Genomic DNA, 17,568 nt, shown 5'->3' on the forward strand with positions numbered 1-17,568 from the left:
TCCGGCATGCCTAGGCCAACCTCTCTGACCGGTCGCAGCCTGGTCGCCGGCGCCGCACAAGGCGCCTTGCTGTTCGCCGATGTCGGGCTGAGTTTCTGGGGCGGGGTCGATCCGTACAGCGGCGAGGTCATCGACCGTCACCACCCGCTGAGCGGCGAATACCTGGCCGCCCGGGTGCTGGCGATTCCCAGCGGCCGCGGCTCGTGCACCGGCAGCAGTGTGCTGATGGAACTGATCAGCAACGGTCATGCGCCGGCCGCACTGGTGCTGGCCGAACCCGATGAGATCCTGACCTTGGGCGTGCTCGTGGCACAGACCATTTTCGAGCGTTCCCTGCCGGTGCTGTGCATCGGCCGGGAGGCCTTCGCCGCCTTGCGCGGCAAGGCCTTTGCTCGGGTCGAAGCCTCAATGGTGACTCTGTTCGAACACCTGCCGGGCGATGCCTGGCAGGCACTCGACAGTCCGTTGCAGACAGCAGAAAAAAACACCGCTATCGAACTCACCGATCACGATCAGGCACTGCTCGACGGCGAGCATGGCAAAGCTGCCCAAGTGGCCATGAAGATCGTCTTGCGCATGGCTGAACTGCAAGGCGCCCGTCACCTGGTGGATGTCACCCAGGCACACATCGACGGCTGCATTTATACGGGACCTGCGAGCCTGCGCTTCGCCGAACAACTGGTGCAGTGGGGAGCAAACGTACGGGTGCCGACCACCCTCAATTCAATTTCTGTCGACCAACGCCGTTGGCGCGAGTTGGGCATTGATCCGGCACTCGGTGTGCCGGCCAGCGCCTTGGGCGACGCGTACATGGCGATGGGCGCACAGCTGAGTTTTACCTGCGCGCCCTACCTGCTCGACAGCGCGCCGAAGGCCGGCGAGCAAATCGTCTGGGCCGAATCCAACGCCGTGGTGTATGCCAACAGCGTGCTCGGCGCACGCACCCTGAAATACCCGGACTACCTGGATATCTGTATCGCCCTGACCGGCCGCGCCCCCCTGATCGGCTGCCATCTGGACGCGCAACGTAAAGCGAGACTGCAAATCGAATTGCCGGTTTTGCGCGAGCTGGACGATGCCTTCTACCCGCTGCTCGGCTACCACATCGGCGCCCTGGCCGGCAGCCGGATTCCACTGGTGCTGGGGCTGGAACACAGCAAGCCGAGCCTGGACGATTTGAAAGCCTTCGGTGCGGCTTTCGCTACTACTTCCGCGGCGCCGCTGTTCCATATCGCCGGGGTGACCCCGGAAGCACTCGACCCAGCACAGGCACTGGAAGCGAATGTCCCTGTGCCGGTGGAAAAAATCCGCCTGAAGGATTTGCTGCTCAGCTGGCGAGAACTCAACAGTGCCCGCGACAACCGGGTGGATGTGGTCTCGCTGGGCAACCCGCATTTCTCCCTCAGCGAATTCGCGCATCTGGCGCGGCTGTGCCGGGGTCGGCACAAACACCCCGAGGTGGTGCTCGCCATCACCTGTGGTCGCACGGTGCTGGAGCAGGCGCGCGAGGCCGGGCATATCGCGGTGATCGAAGCCTTCGGCGCGACCCTGGTCACCGATACCTGCTGGTGCATGCTCGGCGAGCCGGTGATCCCGCTGGCCGCCAAAACCTTGATGACCAACTCGGGCAAGTACGCCCATTACGCACCCGGCCTGGTGGGCCGCAAGGTGCACTTCGCCAACCTCGCCGAATGTGTCGACGCCGCCTGCTGCGCCACGGCCAGTGGTCGTTTGCCGGCCTGGCTGCAATCGGCCGCCTCCCTGGAGAGCCCTGCGCATGTTTGATTACACCTTCCAATGGCGCGCAACCCTGCGCGCCCTGCCGGACATGCTCGCCGGCGCCTGGGTCACCTTCGAGACCGCTGCACTGTCGATGATCTTCGGCGTACTGATCGCCCTGGCCCTGACGGTGATGCGCGAAACCAAACAGCCGTTGTTGCGCGGCATCGGCAACGGCTGGGTGTCAATCGCCCGCAACACCCCATCGCTGTTCCAGATCTACGTCCTCTACTTCGGCCTCGGCTCGCTGGATTTGCACGTCAGCTCATGGTTCGCGCTGCTGGCCGGGATCACCTTCAACAACGCCGGTTACCTCGCGGAAAACTTTCGCGGTGGCCTCAAGGCTGTGCCCGGCACGCAAGTGCGCGCTGCGCGGTCGCTGGGCATGAGTGCCTTTCAGGCTTACCGGATGATCATCGTCCCGCAACTGCTGCGGATCGTGTTCTACCCGTTGAGTAACCAGATGGTCTGGGCGGTGTTGATGACGTCGCTGGGGGTGATCGTCGGGCTGAACAATGACCTCACCGGCGTGACTCAGGATTACAACGTCAAGACGTTCCGCACTTTCGAATATTTCGCCATCGCCGCGGCGCTGTATTACCTGATTGCCAAGGCGATCGTCGGCGTCGCCCGGCTGATGGCCTGGCGGCTGTTCCGTTACTGAGGAGGTGAGCATGTTGACCACCAGTTTTTCCTGGAATGACCTGTTGTTCTTGCTTGATGGCGCCTGGGTCACTCTGAAACTCACGTTCTGGTCGATCATCCTCGGCTCTTTCGCCGGGCTGCTGTTCGGCCTGCTGCGGGCGCTGTTGCCACGCGCCAGCCTGCCACTGGCCTGGGTGCTGGACGTGTTTCGCAGCGTGCCGTTGCTGATCCAGTTTGTGTTGTTCAACTCGCTGAAAAGCATCGTCGGCTTGAACATCAGCGCCTTCAGCGTTGGCTGCATTGTGCTCGGGGTCTACGCCGCCGCGTACTTCACCGAGATCGTGCGCAGCGGCGTGCTGTCGGTGCCGTTCACCGTGCGCCGGGCCAGCCGCTCGCTGGGCCTGAGCTTCCTCCAGGACCTGCGCTGGATCGTCCTGCCGATGGCCACGCGGGTGGCTTTTCCCGGCTGGCTGAACCTGGTCCTCAGCGTGATGAAAGACACCGCGCTGGTGATGTGGATCGGCATCGTCGAACTGCTGCGCGCTTCGCAAACCATCGTGACCCGCATTCAGGAACCGCTGCTGGTGCTGTGCATCGCGGGCCTCATCTACTACGTCATGAGCCTGGTGGTCGCTCGCCTCGGCGCTCGTCTGGAAAGAAGGTGGCAAGAAAATGATTGAGATCGACAACGTACACAAATCCTTCGGCAACCTCGAAGTGGTCAAGGGCGTCAACCTGACGGTGAACAAGGGCGAGGTGGTGTCGATCATCGGCGGCTCCGGCTCGGGCAAATCCACCCTGCTGATGTGCATCAACGGCCTGGAGCCGATCCAGAAAGGCAACATCCGCGTCGACGGTGTCGAGGTCCACCACAGCGCCACGGACCTCAACCGTCTGCGGCAGAAGATCGGCATTGTCTTCCAGCAATGGAACGCGTTCCCGCACCTGACCGTGCTGGAAAACGTGATGCTGGCGCCGCGCAAAGTACTGGGCAAGAGCAAGGCCGAAGCCGAGGAACTGGCGGTCAAGCAACTGACCCACGTCGGTCTGGGCGACAAGCTCAAGGCCTTTCCCGGCAAGCTCTCCGGCGGCCAGCAACAGCGCATGGCCATCGCGCGCGCCCTGGCCATGTCGCCGGACTACATGCTGTTCGACGAAGCCACGTCGGCCCTCGATCCGCAACTGGTGGGCGAGGTGCTGGACACCATGCGCATGCTCGCCGAAGACGGCATGACCATGGTCCTGGTGACCCACGAAATCCGTTTCGCCCGCGATGTGTCCGACCGCGTGGCATTTTTCCGCAATGGTTTGGTGCATGAGATCGGTTCGCCTGATCAGGTTATCGGTAACCCGGTGCATGCGGAAACCGCGGCCTTCCTGAAATCAGTGAAATAACCGATGGCCCCATCGCGAGCAAGCTCGCTCCCACAGGGTTTGGTGGTGTACACAAAATCAGTGTGGGAGCGAGCCTGCTCGCGATGAGGCCCTAACAGACAAAACAAGGAGCAAACCATGCGCTCATCAAAAGTCATCCATGTAGTCAGCTGCCACGCCGAAGGCGAAGTCGGCGACGTGATCGTCGGCGGCGTCGCGCCACCGCCCGGGGCCACCGTGTGGGAACAGTCGCGCTGGATTGCCAAGGATCAGACCCTGCGCAACTTCGTCCTCAACGAACCGCGCGGCGGGGTGTTCCGTCACGTCAACCTGCTGGTGCCGGCCAAGGATCCTCGGGCGCAGATGGCCTGGATCATCATGGAACCGGCCGACACACCGCCGATGTCCGGCTCCAACTCGCTGTGCGTGGCCACCGTGTTGCTCGACAGCGGCATCCTGCCGATGACCGAACCGCAAACCCGGCTGGTGCTCGAAGCCCCGGGCGGGTTGATCGAAGCGGTGGCCGACTGCCGTGACGGCAAGGTCGAACGGGTTGAAATCAAGAACGTGCCCTCCTTCGCTGACCGCCTCGACGCCTGGATCGAAGTCGAAGGCGTCGGCTCATTACAGGTCGATACCGCGTACGGCGGCGACAGTTTTGTGATCGCCGACGCCAAGCGCCTGGGCTTTTCCATTGGCCCTGATGAAGCAGCCGAACTGGTCGAGGTCGGGCTGAAAATTACCCGCGCGGCCAATGAACAATTGGGCTTTGTCCATCCGCTGAACCCTGAGTGGTCGCACATTTCCTTCTGCCAGATCGCCGCGCCCCTCGTCTATGAAAATGGCATCGCCACCGGCGCCAACGCGGTAGTGATTCAACCCGGCAAGATCGACCGCTCGCCCACCGGCACCGGCTGCTCGGCGCGCATGGCGGTACTGCAGGCGAAGGGCTTGATGCAGGTCGGCGAGCGTTTTATCGGCCGTTCGATCATTGGTTCCGAGTTTCACTGCCGCATCGATTCGCTGACGGAAGTGGCCGGACGCCCGGCGATTTATCCGTGCATTTCCGGTCGAGCCTGGATCACCGGCACCCACCAGTTACTGCTCGATCCGAGCGATCCGTGGCCACAAGGCTATCGCTTGTCTGACACCTGGCCGGGTGCCTGAGCACGGCCTTACAAACCCTTACCAAAAAAACTCTGACAAACGGCTAGTAAAAACCCCACGAAACTGAAAAAAGCACTGGCCGAGTCTTTTCACTTGCAATATCGTATACGAAATACAATTACCGAACCGGAGGCAACAATGAGCAAGCGCATTAACTGGAGTGGCGTCTTCCCCGCGGTGACCACTCAATTCAACGACGACTTCTCCATCAACCTGGAAAAAACCCACCAGGTGATTTCCAACGTGATCCGTGACGGCGTGTCGGGCCTGGTGGTGTGCGGTTCGGTGGGGGAAAACACCTCGCTGACCGCCGAAGAAAAAATCGCCGTGACTGAAGTCGCGGTCGACGCCTCCCGCGGCCGCGTGCCGGTCATTTGCGGTGTGGCCGAATTCACCAGCATCGCAGCGGCCAAAGTCGCCAACGCCGTGCGCCGGGTTGGTGTTGACGGGGTCATGCTGATGCCGGCGCTGGTCTACGGCTCCAAGCCGTTCGAGACCGCCGAGCACTACCGCTACGTGGCGAAAAACGCCGACGTTCCGCTGATGGTTTACAACAACCCGCCGATCTACAAAAACGACGTCACCCCGGACATCCTGATTTCCCTGGCCGACTGCGACAACGTGGTGTGCTTCAAGGATTCCTCCGGCGACACCCGTCGTTTCATCGACGTGCGCAATGAAGTGGGTGACCGTTTTGTGCTGTTCGCCGGCCTTGATGACGTGGTGCTGGAAAGCATCGCCGTGGGCGCCGAAGGCTGGGTCTCGGGCATGTCCAACGTGTTCCCGAAAGAAGGCGAAACCATCTTCCGCCTGGCCAAGGCCGGTCGCTTCGCCGAAGCCATGCCGATCTACGAATGGCTGATGCCGATCCTGCACCTCGACGCCCGTGCCGACCTGGTGCAGTGCATCAAGCTGTGCGAAGCCATCGCCGGTCGCGGTAGCGCCCTGACCCGTCCGCCACGCCTGGCCCTGCCGGAAGCCGATCGGGTGTTCGTCGAACAGATCATGGCCAAGGCCTTGGCCAATCGTCCAGAACTGCCGGACGTCGGTCTCTGAGTGATTGCCGGGCGGGCCATTACGGCCCCGGCCCGGCTTGCCCCGATACCGGTAAGTTAAGGTGCGCAAACTTGTGGGAGCGAGCCTGCTCGCGATGGCGGCGGTACCTTCAGCATCAATACTGGCTGACCCACCGCTATCGCGAGCAGGCTCACTCCCACAGGGCTGCGGTGTTCAGGTCCATAACTTTCCGGCATTACGGCTTTGCCCTGTCTTTGCGCCTCTACAGGAAACGTCAGCATGCCCAATCCTCACAGCACCGCCCGCGCAACCACACCTTCGGGACTCAAGCGCGTGGTGGCCGCCGCCATGGCCGGCACCGTCGCCGAATGGTATGAATTCTTTCTCTATGGCACCGCCTCGGCACTGGTCTTCGGCCAATTGTTCTTCCGTCAAACCGACAGCCCGATCGATGGCATCCTTGCCGCCTTCGCTTTGTATGCCGTTGGCTTCCTCGCCCGCCCATTGGGCGGCTTGGTGTTCGGTCATTACGGTGACAAGTTCGGCCGCAAACGCCTGCTGCAATTGAGCCTGGTGGTGGTCGGTATCACCACGTTCCTGATGGGCTGCCTGCCCGGTTTCGACCAGATCGGCTACGCCGCGCCCGTGTTACTGGTGCTGCTGCGGCTGATCCAGGGCTTCGCCTTCGGCGGTGAATGGGGCGGTGCGATTCTGCTGGTGTCCGAACACTGCCCGGACAATCGCCGAGGCTTCTGGGCCAGTTGGCCGCAAGCCGGTGTCCCGGCCGGTAACCTGGTGGCGACTGTCGCGTTGCTGCTGTTGTCGTCGAACCTGTCGGAGGAGCAATTCCTCGCGTGGGGCTGGCGCGTCGCGTTCTGGTTCTCGGCGGTGGTGGTGCTGATCGGCTACTGGATTCGCACCAGCGTCGATGACGCGCCGATCTTCAAGGAAGCCCAGGCCCGTCAGGCGCAAAACAAGCAACAACAATTGGGCGTGGTCGAAGTGCTGCGTCATCACTGGCGTGCGGTGCTGGTCGGTATCGGTGCGCGGTTTGCCGAGAACATCCTTTACTACACCGTCGTAACCTTTTCGATTACCTACCTGAAACTGGTGGTGCACAAGGACACTTCAGAGATTCTGTTTCTGATGTTCGGCGCGCACCTGCTGCATTTCTTCATGATCCCGTTGATGGGTTATTTGTCCGATCTGGTCGGGCGTAAACCGGTGTACCTGACCGGCGCAATCCTCACCGCGTTCTGGGGCTTCATCGGCTTCCCGATGATGGACACCGGCAACAACTGGCTGATCATCGGGGCCATCACCTTGGGCCTGGCGATCGAGTCGATGACCTACGCGCCCTACTCGGCGCTGATGGCCGAAATGTTCCCGACCCACGTGCGCTACACCGCGTTGTCCCTGTGCTACCAAGTGGCACCGATCTTCGCCGGCTCGTTGGCGCCGCTGATTGCCCTCACCCTGCTCAACAAGTACCACAGCTCGACGCCGATCGCCTGGTACCTGGTTTGCGCTGCGCTGATCTCCATCGTCGCCGTCGGTTTGACCCGGGAAACCCGGGGTAAGTCACTGCATGTGGTGGATGCCGAATCTGCTGCGCGGATCGCTGCTCTGGATACCGCCGAACCCGCCAGCGCACGCCGGGGTGATTCGTTGGCTTGACGCAGTCAAAAGATCGCAGCCTTCGGCAGCTCCTACAGGGATCGCGCATATCCACGAATTATTGGGTGTACGCGGCTTGTGTAGGAGCTGCCGCAGGCTGCGATCTTGGCGATCCGGCAAACAGAAAAAGACTTGCCTGAGCCCCCCTTTTCCGACAGGAGTTTTTCATGCCCCACATCATCGGCCACAACTACATCGGCGGTGCGCGCAGTGCCGCCGGCAACATCACCGTGCAAAGCCATGACGCCAGCACCGGTGAAGCACTGCCCTACTCGTTCATGCAAGCCACCATTGACGAAGTCGACGCCGCTGCCCGGGCCGCGACCGCCGCTTACCCGACCTTCCGCAATTTGCCGGCGAGCCGCCGCGCGGAGTTTCTCGAGGCCATCGCCGCGCAACTGGACGCGCTGGACGATGCGTTCGTTGCCCTGGTCACCCGCGAGACGGCGCTGCCGACCGGGCGTATTCAGGGTGAGCGCGGTCGCACCAGCGGACAGATGCGCCTGTTCGCTCAGGTCCTGCGCCGTGGCGATTTCTATGGCGCGCGTATCGACCGCGCCTTGCCCGAACGTCAGCCGCTGCCACGGGTGGACCTGCGTCAGTTCCGGATCGGCGTCGGCCCGGTCGCGGTGTTCGGCGCGAGCAATTTCCCGTTGGCGTTCTCCACCGCCGGTGGCGACACCGCTGCCGCCCTGGCCGCCGGTTGCCCGGTGGTGTTCAAGGCCCACAGCGGGCATATGGCAACTGCCGAACTCGTGGCCAATGCAATCGTCCACGCCGCCGAGCAAACCGGCATGCCGAAAGGCGTGTTCAACATGATCTACGGCGCGGGTGTCGGCGAAGCGCTGGTCAAGCATCCGGCGATTCAGGCGGTCGGCTTCACCGGTTCGCTCAAGGGCGGTCGCGCCCTCTGCGACATGGCCGCCGCACGGCCTCAGCCGATTCCGGTGTTCGCCGAAATGAGCAGCATCAATCCGGTGCTGGTACTGCCCGAAGCCCTGCAACTGAGGGGAGAGAAAATCGCCAGCGAACTTGCCGCGTCAGTGGTGCTCGGCTGCGGCCAGTTCTGCACCAACCCCGGTTTGGTGATTGGCATTCACTCTCCCGAGTTCAGCACATTTATTGAATCGCTCAGCGCGGTAATGGCCGATCAGCCAGGGCAAACCATGCTTAACGCCGGCACGTTAACCAGCTACGCCAAGGGTGTGCAGGCGCTGCACGCGCATCCGCACATCACTCACCTGGCCGGTCGTGAACAACAGGGTAAGCAGGCCCAGCCGCAACTGTTCAAGGCTGACGTCAGCCTGCTGCTCAACGGCGATTATCTGTTGCAGGAGGAAGTGTTCGGCCCGACTACCGTGTTGGTGGAAGTGGCTGACAAGGCCGAACTGCAACGGGCGTTGCAGAGTTTGCACGGTCAACTTACGGCCACCCTGATTGCCGAAGCCGGAGACCTGCAAACCCATAGCGACCTGCTGCCGCTGCTTGAACAGAAAGTCGGCCGGGTACTGTTCAACGGCTACCCGACTGGCGTCGAAGTCTGCGATGCGATGGTGCATGGCGGTCCCTACCCGGCCACCTCCGATGCCCGTGGCACCTCGGTCGGCAGCCTGGCCATCGAGCGTTTCCTGCGCCCGGTGTGTTACCAGAATTGCCCGGATGCGCTCCTGCCCGAGGCGCTGCAAAACGCCAATCCGCTGGGCATCGCCCGTCTGGTCGACGGCACCAGCCACCGCCAACCGGTTTAAATAATCACTCAGCGGTGCCTCCCTGTGGGAGCGAGCTTGCTCGCGATGAGGCCATCAGATTCAACATCTTCGTTGACTGACACGACGCCATCGCGAGCAAGCTCGCTCCCACAGGGTTGAGGGCGTGCCCCGTTTCTTCAGTCCAGCAGCGCCTTCAAGTCGTTGTACAAGGCTTCGGGAATCTGCACGCCCTCCACCGAACTGCGTGCTCGCGCCTCATAACGCCGTTGCGACGGCAAGCGCGCGCCCTGCCCTTGTATGCTCTGGAACATCACTTCGGCACGGGCCAGGTGCTGCTCGGTGGCCTCACCGAGAAAGCGTCGCGGATCGAGGGCGATGATCAACTCGCCATGGTACGGCGACGATTTGCTGCCCGCGTCGTACGCCAGCGATTCCGCACTGGTCAGGTCACCGATCAACGGCCCGGCGATCAACTCCACCATGGCAGCCAGCGCCGAGCCCTTGTGCCCGCCGAACGTCAGCATCGCGCCGGCATCGAGCACCACATTCGCATCGGTGCTTGGCTGCCCGTCTGCGTCCACACCCCAACCTTCAGGAATCGCTTGGCCGGCACGTCGATGCAACTCGATCTCGCCACGGGCAATCGCACTGGTGGCGAAGTCGAACACAAACGGATCCTTGCCCGAACGCGGCCAGCCAAACGCAATCGGATTGGTCCCGAACACCGGTTGACTGCCTCCCGCCGGCGCGACCCAGGCATGACTGGGATTACACGCCAGCGCCACCAGGCCGGCAGCAGTCAGTTGCTCGATCTCGACCCACAGGGCGGAAAAATGCACGCAGCGATTGATCGCCAGCGCCGCAATCCCGTTTGCCCGGGTTTTCTCCTCCAGTAAGGGCAGGCCTGCCTGAAACGCCAACTGGGAGAAACCACCCGCCGCATCGACTCGCACGATCGAAGGGGCCTGGTCGATCACCCGTGGCTCGGCATCGGCCACCACCTTGCCGGCCCTGAGCGAATTCACGCACCCCAATATCCGGTACAAACCGTGGGAGGCGCAGCCATCGCGCTCGCCGGCAATCACCGTGGCGGCCACCGCCTGAGCGTGGGCAAGGTTGAAACCGTTGTGCAGCAAGATCGATTCGGCCAGCTCGCGAGCTTCGGCCAGGGACAGTCGTTTCATCATCAACTCCTTGGACAGACCGCCCAGACTGGCCCATTCCAGACGCCACGGCTTGATCGCTTTAGGCCCGGTCGACGACGAATTCAGCACATCCCGGCAACCCACCATTCGTCGGCTGGGCCGTGCACTACCCCTTGACACCGATTGAGCTCTGCGCGAGTATTATTTCAATCGCATACGATACAAACGTATACGACAGACAACCACCACCTATTGAAACGTTGAGGATTCATCCCATGAGCAAGATCGAAAAAGTACTGTTTACCGGCAAAACCCACACCACGTTCAGCGACGCGACCCGTGCCCACGGCAACCTCGACATCGAGCTGTCGTCGCCAGGTGACGCAAAACCGGCCCACGTATTTGCAGCCACCCAAGCGCACCCGACCGCCGAGCAACTGTTCGCCGGTGCATGGTCGGCCTGCTACATCTCCGCCATCGAACACATCGCCAAGGCGAAAAAAGTGGTGCTGCCGGCCGATGCGTCTGTCGACATCGAAGTCGATCTGGGCCAGACCGGTCAGGCTTACTTCCTTCAGGCTCGATTCTTTGTCCGCTTGCCGGGCGTGGCACACGACGTCGCAACCGCACTGGCGCACGCCGCACACGAACTCTGCCCGTACTCGAAAGCGACGCTGGGCAACATCGATGTGGCGGTGAACGTCCTGACGGCGTGAAAATCGCTTTAATCCAATGAATATATCGCATGCGATATAAGCGCATGCGAAAACAATACAAACTCAGGAAATCATCATGAGCAAGATCGAAAAAGTACTGGTCACCGGTAAAACCCACACCACCGTCAGCGACGCTGGCGTCACCTCGCGCGGCCATGACGGCAGCCTCGACATCACCCTGTCGACGCCCGGCATCGCCAAGCCAGCCCACGTGTTCGCCGCCACTCAGCCGCACCCGACTGCCGAGCAACTGTTCGCTGGCGCCTGGTCGGCCTGCTACACCGCTGCCGTCGGACTGGTGGCCGGTGAGATGAATGTGGTGTTGCCGTCGGATCTGTCCGTCGACATCGAAGTCGATCTGGGTCAGACCGGTCCGGCCTACTTCCTTCAGGCTCGATTGACCCTGCGCGTGCCGGGTTTGTCCCACGACATCGCGACGACACTGGCGCACACCGCCGATCAAATCTGCCCGTACTCGAAAGCGACGCGGGGTAACATTGACGTGGCCCTGAACGTCCTCACGGCATGACGCACCGCGCGGCGTTGCTATCGATCGGCATAGTCGATACGCCACATATATCGTATACGCTTTAAGCGCATACGAATCACAAACCCAAAAAAACGTTGAGGACTCAACCATGAACAAGATCGAAAAAGTCCTGGCCACAGGCAAAACCCACACGACATTCAGCGACGGTGACAACTCTTCCCGCGGCCTCTCCATCCAGCTCTCTTCGCCTGGAAACCCTAGACTGGCACACGAGTTCGCAGCCATTGTTCCGCACCCAACGGCAGAGCAGTTTTTCGCCGGCGCATGGTCGGCCTGCTACACCGCTGCCGTCGAGCTGGCGGCGAAAAACATGAAGGTGACGCTGCCGCCTAATATGGCCGTTGATATTGAGGTCGATCTGGGCCAGACCGGTCCGGCCTACTTCCTCCAGGCCCGGCTGACTCTTCGCGTGCCAGGCTTGACGCAAGACGTCGTGACGGAGCTGGCGCACGCCGCAGACCAGATCTGCCCGTACTCGAAGGCAACGCGCGGCAATATTGGCGTGGTCATCAACGCCCTGACAGCGTGATGCACCGTACGACCGGTTCGACTTTCGCCGTCGAACCGGTCGCCACCGTCAGTTAGAGTCGTTCCGACACAATCGCATACGAGGTATATTTCGCTTTTTTGCGAGCCATCCGTCTTTGGCCAACGAGGATGTACATGAAACCCACCGACAACGCCGCCCCCGACGACCTGAAACTCTCCGAATTCCTGTGTTTTGCGGTCTATTCCACCAACCTGGCGTTCGGCAAGGCTTACAAGCCAATACTCGAGCAGCTTGGGCTGACCTATACGCAATACATCACCATCGTCGCGCTGTGGGAGGAAGACAACCAGACCGTCGGCAGCCTGGGCGAGAAGCTGTTCCTCGAATCGAACACACTGACCCCAATCCTGAAGAAGCTGGAAGCGATGGGTTTTTTGCAAAGGCAGCGCGATCCCGAGGACGAGCGCCAGGTAAGGATCAGCCTGACGAAGAACGGTCGACAGCTGCGCGAAAGCCAGCCGGAAATGGGCCTCGCCGACGCAACGGGCCTGACGCTCGACGAGTTCACGACCCTGCAGAGGGCGATCGTGAAGCTGCGCAACAATCTGATCAAGTCGACGAAAGGCGGGGAATGAGCCGGCACGTCGATCTGAATATTTTCGTGTGCGAACTAGCGCACCGCCTCATCCCGCACCACCCCGCGCTCCTCGAGCAAGCGCACAAACATGGTCAGACTTTGCGACACCGTCCCGCGGCGCCACACCAGCCAGGTGCGCAAATAGCGGAACGATTCCGATAACGGCCAGATGCTCACGGTGGTGCATCCGGGCATGCTGTTGAGCATGCTGCGGGGCATCAGCGCCAGGCCTGCACCGGCGCTGACGCACGCCAGCATGCCGTGATAGGACTCCATTTCGAAAATCTTGCCGGGCACGGCCGCGTCCTTGGCGAACCAGCTTTCGAAGTGGTGTCGGTAGGAGCAATTGGAGCGGAAGGCATAGATGTTTTCGCCATTAACATCCCGCGCACGATGAATGGGGGAATGGTTGAGCGGCGCGATCACCACCATTTCTTCCTCAAACGCCGGCACGCCCTCCAGTGCCGGGTGCAGCACCGGCCCATCGACGAACGCTGCCGCCAATCGTCCCGACAACACCCCGTCGATCATGGTCCCCGAAGGTCCGGTGGACAGGTCCAGCTCGACCTTGGCGTGCTTCTGGTTATACGCGGCCAGCAGCTCAGGGATGCGCACCGCAGCGGTACTCTCCAACGACCCTAGGGGAAACGATCCCTGAGGTTCTTCACCCGCCACGGTGGCGCGTGCCTCCTGGACCAGGTCGAGGATGCGCCGGGCATAATCCAGAAAACTCCAGCCGGCCGGCGACAGGCGCAGGCGGCTCTTCTCGCGGATAAACAGGTCCACGCCCAGATCCAGCTCCAGTTGCTTGATCCGCGTCGTCAGGTTCGACGGCACCCGGTGGATGTGCTGAGCCGCCGCGCTGATGCTGCCGTGCTCGGCGACGGCTTTGAATATTTCCAGCTGAACCAGATCCATGTCATTCTCCAAACGTGAACGATATGCTCAGTATTATTCAGTTTCCAGAAAACAAACGCCACCGTAACCTGAGCACATCCCCACCTCGCAGGACGGTGCCATGACTCAAGTTTCCAGCCTCACCCACGCCATTTCGATCAACCCCGCCAACGGCGAGCAGATCGGCCACTACCCTTTCGAATCTGCATCAGCACTGGACGCTGCCCTGTCCCGCGCTGCTGCCGGGTTTCGTGCCTGGCGCAGCAAACCGGTTGATCAACGTTCGCAGTTGTTGACCGCCCTGGCGCGGGTATTGCGCGACAACGCCGCCGCGATGGCGAACATGATCACCCTGGAAATGGGCAAGCCGATCACTCAGGCGCGTGGCGAAATTGAAAAGTGCGCGCTGCTCTGCGAGTGGTACGCCGAACACGGCCCGGCGATGCTGAGCGCTGAACCGACGCTGGTTGAAGGTGGAAAAGCGCGCATTGAATACCGCCCGCTCGGCCCGATTCTCGCGGTAATGCCGTGGAACTTCCCGATCTGGCAAGTCCTGCGCGGTGCTGTTCCAGCATTGATCGCCGGCAACACCTACGTGCTCAAACATGCACCCAACGTGATGGGCAGTGCTTATCTGTTGCGTGAAGCCTTCAAGCAAGCCGACTTTCCCGACGGTGTATTCGAGGTGATCAATGTCACGCCGGACGGCGTCTCCACCGCGATCGCCGATCCCCGCATCGCCGCCGTGACCCTCACCGGCAGCGTGCGAGCCGGCATCGCCATCGGCGCTCAAGCCGGTGCGGCGTTGAAGAAGTGTGTACTGGAACTGGGCGGCTCCGATCCGTTCATCGTGCTCAACGATGCCGACCTCGACGAAGCGGTCAAAGCCGCCGTGATTGGCCGTTACCAGAACACCGGGCAAGTTTGCGCGGCCGCCAAACGCTTGATCGTCGAGCAAGGAATTGTCGAGGAATTCACGCGCAAGTTCGTCGAAGCCACGCAAAAACTGCTGGTCGGCGATCCTCTGGCTGCCGACACTTACATCGGTCCGATGGCTCGCTTTGATCTGCGTGATGAACTGGATCAGCAGGTGCGCGACACCCTGGAAGAAGGCGCGACATTGCTGATGGGCGGCAAGAAGGCTGAAGGCCCTGGCAACTTTTACGAGCCCACTGTTTTCGGTGACGTCACCGACCAGATGACCTCGTTCAAACAGGAGCTGTTTGGCCCGGTGGCCTCGATCATCACGGCGCGCGATGCGGCGCATGCATTGGCACTGGCGAATGACAGTGAGTTCGGCCTCACTGCAACCATCTACACACGCAACGTCGGGCTTGCCGAGCAGATGGTCGGTGAACTGGAAACCGGTGGCGTGTTCATCAATGGTTATTGCGCCTCCGATCCGCGTGTCACCTTCGGCGGCGTGAAGAAAAGCGGGTTTGGCCGTGAACTCTCGCATTTCGGTGTGCGCGAATTCTGCAATGCCCAGACGGTGTGGCTGGATCGGCGCTGATTGCATAACGATGCCCGGGAGCCTTTTGGCTCCCGGGCTCACACGCTATTCGTTCAGATAATACAGCTTGTTCACAATCATCCAGCGGTAATTGATGTTCAGTAGCGACAGATAATCGGTAAATCGCATGCCGAGATAATCATCATTGACCTTTACCGCGGCGGCATCACCCGTGACATCGATGCTGAGTACTTCCCAAAACGGTTTGACCTCTTTGGCTGCCGGCCCCTCCGCCTTGATCGCGCTGATAAATTCCTCCAGGGATGCCCATTCCAGCTTTTCTTCGTAATGACCAATGATGCGGCAAGAAGGATGGAAGGCCTGTCGCAGCAAGGCTTCATCAGCGAACACCATGCCTTCTACATAATTGCGGACCACCACGTTGATGTGTTCTCTAGCCAGCAGTTGAGTCGTCATGTCATACCTCCAGCGTTCTCACCATCGCACCGCCGGATCAGGTTGTTCAATCATCATCCCACCCTGAAAGTCTAGCACCGCGCGCTTAACCGCCCTGGACGGCGACTATGATGATGGGGGTCACTTGCCTTTCGAGGAGCTGAGAGATGTCGCTGACTCTGTACTACCATCCGCTGTCGTCGTTCTGCCACAAAGTGCTGATCGCGCTCTTCGAAAACGCTGTCGAATTCGAGAAGCGGATCATCGATCTCGCCAATGATGCAGACAGAGCAGAGCTGCAAGCGCTATGGCCGCTCGGCAAATTCCCGGTCATCCGCGACCACGCTCGCCAGCGCAACGTGGCGGAGACCACGATCATCGTCGAATACCTGGATCGATTTTATCCTGGTGAACATCCACTCGTTCCCAGCGATTGGGAGACCGCGCTGGGGGTCCGTCTGTGGGACCGTGTGTGCGACCACTATCTCCAGCACCCGCTGCAACAGATCGTGTTTGATCGCCTGCGCGGCACTCACGGCGATTTGACCAGAGAGCGTTCCACACTGCGGACGACGTACGGCATGCTCGACCGCCAGTTGGCGTCCAGAATCTGGCTCGCCAGTGCAGATTTCAGCCTGGCCGATTGCGCCGCGGCCCCGGCACTTTTCTACGCCAGTACGCTCGAGCCTTTTCCCGACGACTACGGTCACTTGAAAGCCTATTTCGACAGGCTGATGAACAGACCGTCCGTCCAGCGGGTGATCGACGAAGCCAGGCCCTGGTTTTCGTTTTATCCATTTGAAGAGGCCATCCCGGAGCGATTTCGTCAGGCGCCGGACCCCACCTGACAGGCCTCGACACTTCGCCTAACGCACCACGTCGATCAACTGCTCACGCTGCGCCCCCGTCAGCATCGGACCGAAACCTGCACTGGCATTTTCCGCCATGTAACGCGGGTTGCCGGTGCCGGGGATCACACAAGTCACCGCCGAATGCGTCAGCAGGAACTTGAGCGCCAGTTGCGGCCAGCTATTGACCCTCACATCCGCGGCCCAGCGTGGTAACGGTTTGTCCTTCAAGCGGGCGAGCAAATCACCGCCGCCGAATGGTCGATTGCAGATCACCGCCACACCTCGCTCGCGACACAGCGGCAGGATGCGTTTCTCGACGCCGCGATCGTCCAGGGCATAGTTGATCTGCAAAAAGTCCAATGGCTCAGACTTGAGTACCGCTTCCACCTCGTCATACGCCGACGCTGTGTAATGGGTGATGCCGATGTAACGAATGCGCCCTTCTTCCTTCCATTTGCGCAGCGTGGGCAAATGAGTTTTCCAGTCCAGCAGGTTGTGAATCTGCATCAGGTCGATCCGGTCCGTCTGCAGCAGTTTGAAGGACTGTTCCATCTGCGCGATGCCTTCTTCGCGGCCACGGGTCCACACCTTGGTGGCCAGAAACGCCGGCGAGCGCGGTTCGTGAATCGACAGCAGCTCACCGGTCGTCTGTTCGGCGCGACCGTACATCGGCGAACTGTCGATCACCTTCCCGCCCTTCTCGAACAACGCTCGCAGCACCGCAGGCAGCTGCTTGTAGGCGGGGCTTGAAGGCTCGACATCAAAACCGCGATACGTGCCCAGCCCAACGATCGGTAGTAGTTCGGCGCTGGATGGAATGGCCCGGGTCAGCATGTTCTTGCCTCCTGTTTCGGTCGACGGCGTGGATGCTGCAAAAGCTGGATCGAAGGTGAAAACCGCCGAAGCACCGGCAGCCAGCGTGAGTATTTTTCGACGCGTGTACCCATCAGTGTGGCTCATGGAATTGCCCTTCCACATTTTTGCTGTCAGCCACGGTCCACAGCA

18 protein-coding genes are annotated in these 17,568 nt (G+C 61.1%); 14 read left to right on the plus strand and 4 right to left on the minus strand.

Going from position 1 to position 17,568, the window contains the following annotated elements; genetic code table 11:
• Positions 1-6 precede the first annotated feature (6 nt).
• The 8 genes from lhpI to VD17_RS21135 all read left to right on the plus strand — a co-directional run bounded on the left by lhpI (position 7) and on the right by VD17_RS21135 (position 9,407).
• A complete protein-coding gene (gene lhpI / locus VD17_RS21100) occupies positions 7-1,785 on the plus strand; it encodes a cis-3-hydroxy-L-proline dehydratase (protein WP_046055489.1) in 1,779 nt (592 codons plus the stop codon).
• The gene (locus tag VD17_RS21105; RefSeq protein WP_046055490.1) at positions 1,778-2,443 is read left to right on the plus strand and encodes an amino acid ABC transporter permease; all 666 of its coding nucleotides are present in this window, start codon (positions 1,778-1,780) and stop codon (positions 2,441-2,443) included. The genes lhpI and VD17_RS21105 overlap by 8 nt, the downstream gene beginning before the upstream one ends.
• A gap of 10 nt (positions 2,444-2,453) precedes the next feature.
• Complete coding sequence (locus VD17_RS21110; RefSeq protein WP_008157201.1) at positions 2,454-3,104, plus strand: amino acid ABC transporter permease; 651 nt, start codon at positions 2,454-2,456, stop codon at positions 3,102-3,104.
• Positions 3,097-3,819 (plus strand): amino acid ABC transporter ATP-binding protein, encoded by a 723-nt coding sequence (locus tag VD17_RS21115; RefSeq protein WP_008157200.1) that lies wholly within the window; start codon positions 3,097-3,099, stop codon positions 3,817-3,819. The genes VD17_RS21110 and VD17_RS21115 overlap by 8 nt, the downstream gene beginning before the upstream one ends.
• A gap of 117 nt (positions 3,820-3,936) precedes the next feature.
• A complete protein-coding gene (locus tag VD17_RS21120; RefSeq protein WP_046046812.1) occupies positions 3,937-4,965 on the plus strand; it encodes a trans-3-hydroxy-L-proline dehydratase in 1,029 nt (342 codons plus the stop codon).
• 138 nt (positions 4,966-5,103) lie between these two features.
• A complete protein-coding gene (locus VD17_RS21125) occupies positions 5,104-6,021 on the plus strand; it encodes a dihydrodipicolinate synthase family protein (protein WP_033056590.1) in 918 nt (305 codons plus the stop codon).
• 240 nt (positions 6,022-6,261) lie between these two features.
• Positions 6,262-7,659: a fosfomycin efflux MFS transporter AbaF gene (gene abaF, locus VD17_RS21130; protein WP_046055491.1), complete on the plus strand. Its 1,398-nt coding sequence runs from the start codon at positions 6,262-6,264 to the stop codon at positions 7,657-7,659.
• A gap of 167 nt (positions 7,660-7,826) precedes the next feature.
• On the plus strand, positions 7,827-9,407 hold the full coding sequence (locus VD17_RS21135; RefSeq protein WP_046055492.1) for an aldehyde dehydrogenase (NADP(+)): 1,581 nt from the start codon (positions 7,827-7,829) through the stop codon (positions 9,405-9,407).
• Between the two features lie 137 nt (positions 9,408-9,544).
• Here the strand turns inward: VD17_RS21135 and VD17_RS21140 are convergent, their stop codons facing one another.
• Positions 9,545-10,552 (minus strand): Ldh family oxidoreductase, encoded by a 1,008-nt coding sequence (locus VD17_RS21140; RefSeq protein ID WP_046055536.1) that lies wholly within the window; start codon positions 10,550-10,552, stop codon positions 9,545-9,547.
• A 236-nt stretch (positions 10,553-10,788) separates the two neighbouring features.
• Here VD17_RS21140 and VD17_RS21145 point away from each other — a divergent pair, with 236 nt between their 5' ends.
• The 4 genes from VD17_RS21145 to VD17_RS21160 all read left to right on the plus strand — a co-directional run bounded on the left by VD17_RS21145 (position 10,789) and on the right by VD17_RS21160 (position 12,904).
• Positions 10,789-11,229, plus strand: a complete 441-nt coding sequence (locus VD17_RS21145; protein ID WP_046055493.1) for an Ohr family peroxiredoxin — start codon at positions 10,789-10,791, stop codon at positions 11,227-11,229.
• A gap of 76 nt (positions 11,230-11,305) precedes the next feature.
• Positions 11,306-11,758: an Ohr family peroxiredoxin gene (locus VD17_RS21150; RefSeq protein ID WP_046055494.1), complete on the plus strand. Its 453-nt coding sequence runs from the start codon at positions 11,306-11,308 to the stop codon at positions 11,756-11,758.
• A gap of 109 nt (positions 11,759-11,867) precedes the next feature.
• Positions 11,868-12,308: an OsmC family protein gene (locus VD17_RS21155; RefSeq protein WP_046055495.1), complete on the plus strand. Its 441-nt coding sequence runs from the start codon at positions 11,868-11,870 to the stop codon at positions 12,306-12,308.
• Positions 12,309-12,442: 134 nt separating this feature from the next.
• Positions 12,443-12,904, plus strand: coding sequence for a MarR family winged helix-turn-helix transcriptional regulator (locus VD17_RS21160; RefSeq protein WP_046055496.1), 462 nt, complete (start codon positions 12,443-12,445; stop codon positions 12,902-12,904).
• 35 nt (positions 12,905-12,939) lie between these two features.
• On the opposite strand, the gene ptrR is transcribed toward VD17_RS21160, so the two are convergent.
• The gene (gene ptrR, locus VD17_RS21165; RefSeq protein ID WP_046055497.1) at positions 12,940-13,824 is read right to left on the minus strand and encodes a putrescine utilization regulator PtrR; all 885 of its coding nucleotides are present in this window, start codon (positions 13,822-13,824) and stop codon (positions 12,940-12,942) included.
• A 100-nt stretch (positions 13,825-13,924) separates the two neighbouring features.
• Here ptrR and VD17_RS21170 point away from each other — a divergent pair, with 100 nt between their 5' ends.
• Positions 13,925-15,316 carry an aldehyde dehydrogenase family protein gene (locus VD17_RS21170; RefSeq protein WP_046055498.1) on the plus strand — a complete coding sequence of 464 codons (1,392 nt, stop codon included), beginning with the start codon at positions 13,925-13,927 and terminating at the stop codon, positions 15,314-15,316.
• Between the two features lie 45 nt (positions 15,317-15,361).
• Here VD17_RS21170 and VD17_RS21175 read toward each other — a convergent pair whose 3' ends face one another.
• On the minus strand, positions 15,362-15,733 hold the full coding sequence (locus tag VD17_RS21175) for a nuclear transport factor 2 family protein (protein WP_046055499.1): 372 nt from the start codon (positions 15,731-15,733) through the stop codon (positions 15,362-15,364).
• 146 nt (positions 15,734-15,879) lie between these two features.
• On the opposite strand from VD17_RS21175, the gene VD17_RS21180 reads away from it, so the two are divergent.
• Positions 15,880-16,560: a glutathione S-transferase family protein gene (locus tag VD17_RS21180; RefSeq protein ID WP_046055500.1), complete on the plus strand. Its 681-nt coding sequence runs from the start codon at positions 15,880-15,882 to the stop codon at positions 16,558-16,560.
• An 18-nt stretch (positions 16,561-16,578) separates the two neighbouring features.
• On the opposite strand, the gene VD17_RS21185 is transcribed toward VD17_RS21180, so the two are convergent.
• Positions 16,579-17,523: an aldo/keto reductase gene (locus VD17_RS21185; RefSeq protein WP_080932050.1), complete on the minus strand. Its 945-nt coding sequence runs from the start codon at positions 17,521-17,523 to the stop codon at positions 16,579-16,581.
• Positions 17,524-17,568: the final 45 nt, after the last annotated feature.

This window comes from Pseudomonas fluorescens (genome assembly GCF_000968015.1).
In the GTDB taxonomy this organism is placed as follows: Bacteria; Pseudomonadota; Gammaproteobacteria; order Pseudomonadales; family Pseudomonadaceae; genus Aquipseudomonas; species Aquipseudomonas fluorescens_W.

What these genes read in the sequence shown, in the direction of transcription:
- lhpI (WP_046055489.1), top strand. Translation starts at nt 7, where the DNA reads ATGCCTAGGCCAACCTCTCTGACCGGTCGCAGCCTGGTCGCCGGCGCC.
- VD17_RS21105 (WP_046055490.1), top strand. Translation starts at nt 1,778, where the DNA reads ATGTTTGATTACACCTTCCAATGGCGCGCAACCCTGCGCGCCCTGCCG.
- VD17_RS21110 (WP_008157201.1), top strand. Translation starts at nt 2,454, where the DNA reads ATGTTGACCACCAGTTTTTCCTGGAATGACCTGTTGTTCTTGCTTGAT.
- VD17_RS21115 (WP_008157200.1), top strand. Translation starts at nt 3,097, where the DNA reads ATGATTGAGATCGACAACGTACACAAATCCTTCGGCAACCTCGAAGTG.
- VD17_RS21120 (WP_046046812.1), top strand. Translation starts at nt 3,937, where the DNA reads ATGCGCTCATCAAAAGTCATCCATGTAGTCAGCTGCCACGCCGAAGGC.
- VD17_RS21125 (WP_033056590.1), top strand. Translation starts at nt 5,104, where the DNA reads ATGAGCAAGCGCATTAACTGGAGTGGCGTCTTCCCCGCGGTGACCACT.
- abaF (WP_046055491.1), top strand. Translation starts at nt 6,262, where the DNA reads ATGCCCAATCCTCACAGCACCGCCCGCGCAACCACACCTTCGGGACTC.
- VD17_RS21135 (WP_046055492.1), top strand. Translation starts at nt 7,827, where the DNA reads ATGCCCCACATCATCGGCCACAACTACATCGGCGGTGCGCGCAGTGCC.
- VD17_RS21140 (WP_046055536.1), bottom strand. Translation starts at nt 10,552, where the DNA reads ATGAAACGACTGTCCCTGGCCGAAGCTCGCGAGCTGGCCGAATCGATC.
- VD17_RS21145 (WP_046055493.1), top strand. Translation starts at nt 10,789, where the DNA reads ATGAGCAAGATCGAAAAAGTACTGTTTACCGGCAAAACCCACACCACG.
- VD17_RS21150 (WP_046055494.1), top strand. Translation starts at nt 11,306, where the DNA reads ATGAGCAAGATCGAAAAAGTACTGGTCACCGGTAAAACCCACACCACC.
- VD17_RS21155 (WP_046055495.1), top strand. Translation starts at nt 11,868, where the DNA reads ATGAACAAGATCGAAAAAGTCCTGGCCACAGGCAAAACCCACACGACA.
- VD17_RS21160 (WP_046055496.1), top strand. Translation starts at nt 12,443, where the DNA reads ATGAAACCCACCGACAACGCCGCCCCCGACGACCTGAAACTCTCCGAA.
- ptrR (WP_046055497.1), bottom strand. Translation starts at nt 13,824, where the DNA reads ATGGATCTGGTTCAGCTGGAAATATTCAAAGCCGTCGCCGAGCACGGC.
- VD17_RS21170 (WP_046055498.1), top strand. Translation starts at nt 13,925, where the DNA reads ATGACTCAAGTTTCCAGCCTCACCCACGCCATTTCGATCAACCCCGCC.
- VD17_RS21175 (WP_046055499.1), bottom strand. Translation starts at nt 15,733, where the DNA reads ATGACGACTCAACTGCTGGCTAGAGAACACATCAACGTGGTGGTCCGC.
- VD17_RS21180 (WP_046055500.1), top strand. Translation starts at nt 15,880, where the DNA reads ATGTCGCTGACTCTGTACTACCATCCGCTGTCGTCGTTCTGCCACAAA.
- VD17_RS21185 (WP_080932050.1), bottom strand. Translation starts at nt 17,523, where the DNA reads ATGAGCCACACTGATGGGTACACGCGTCGAAAAATACTCACGCTGGCT.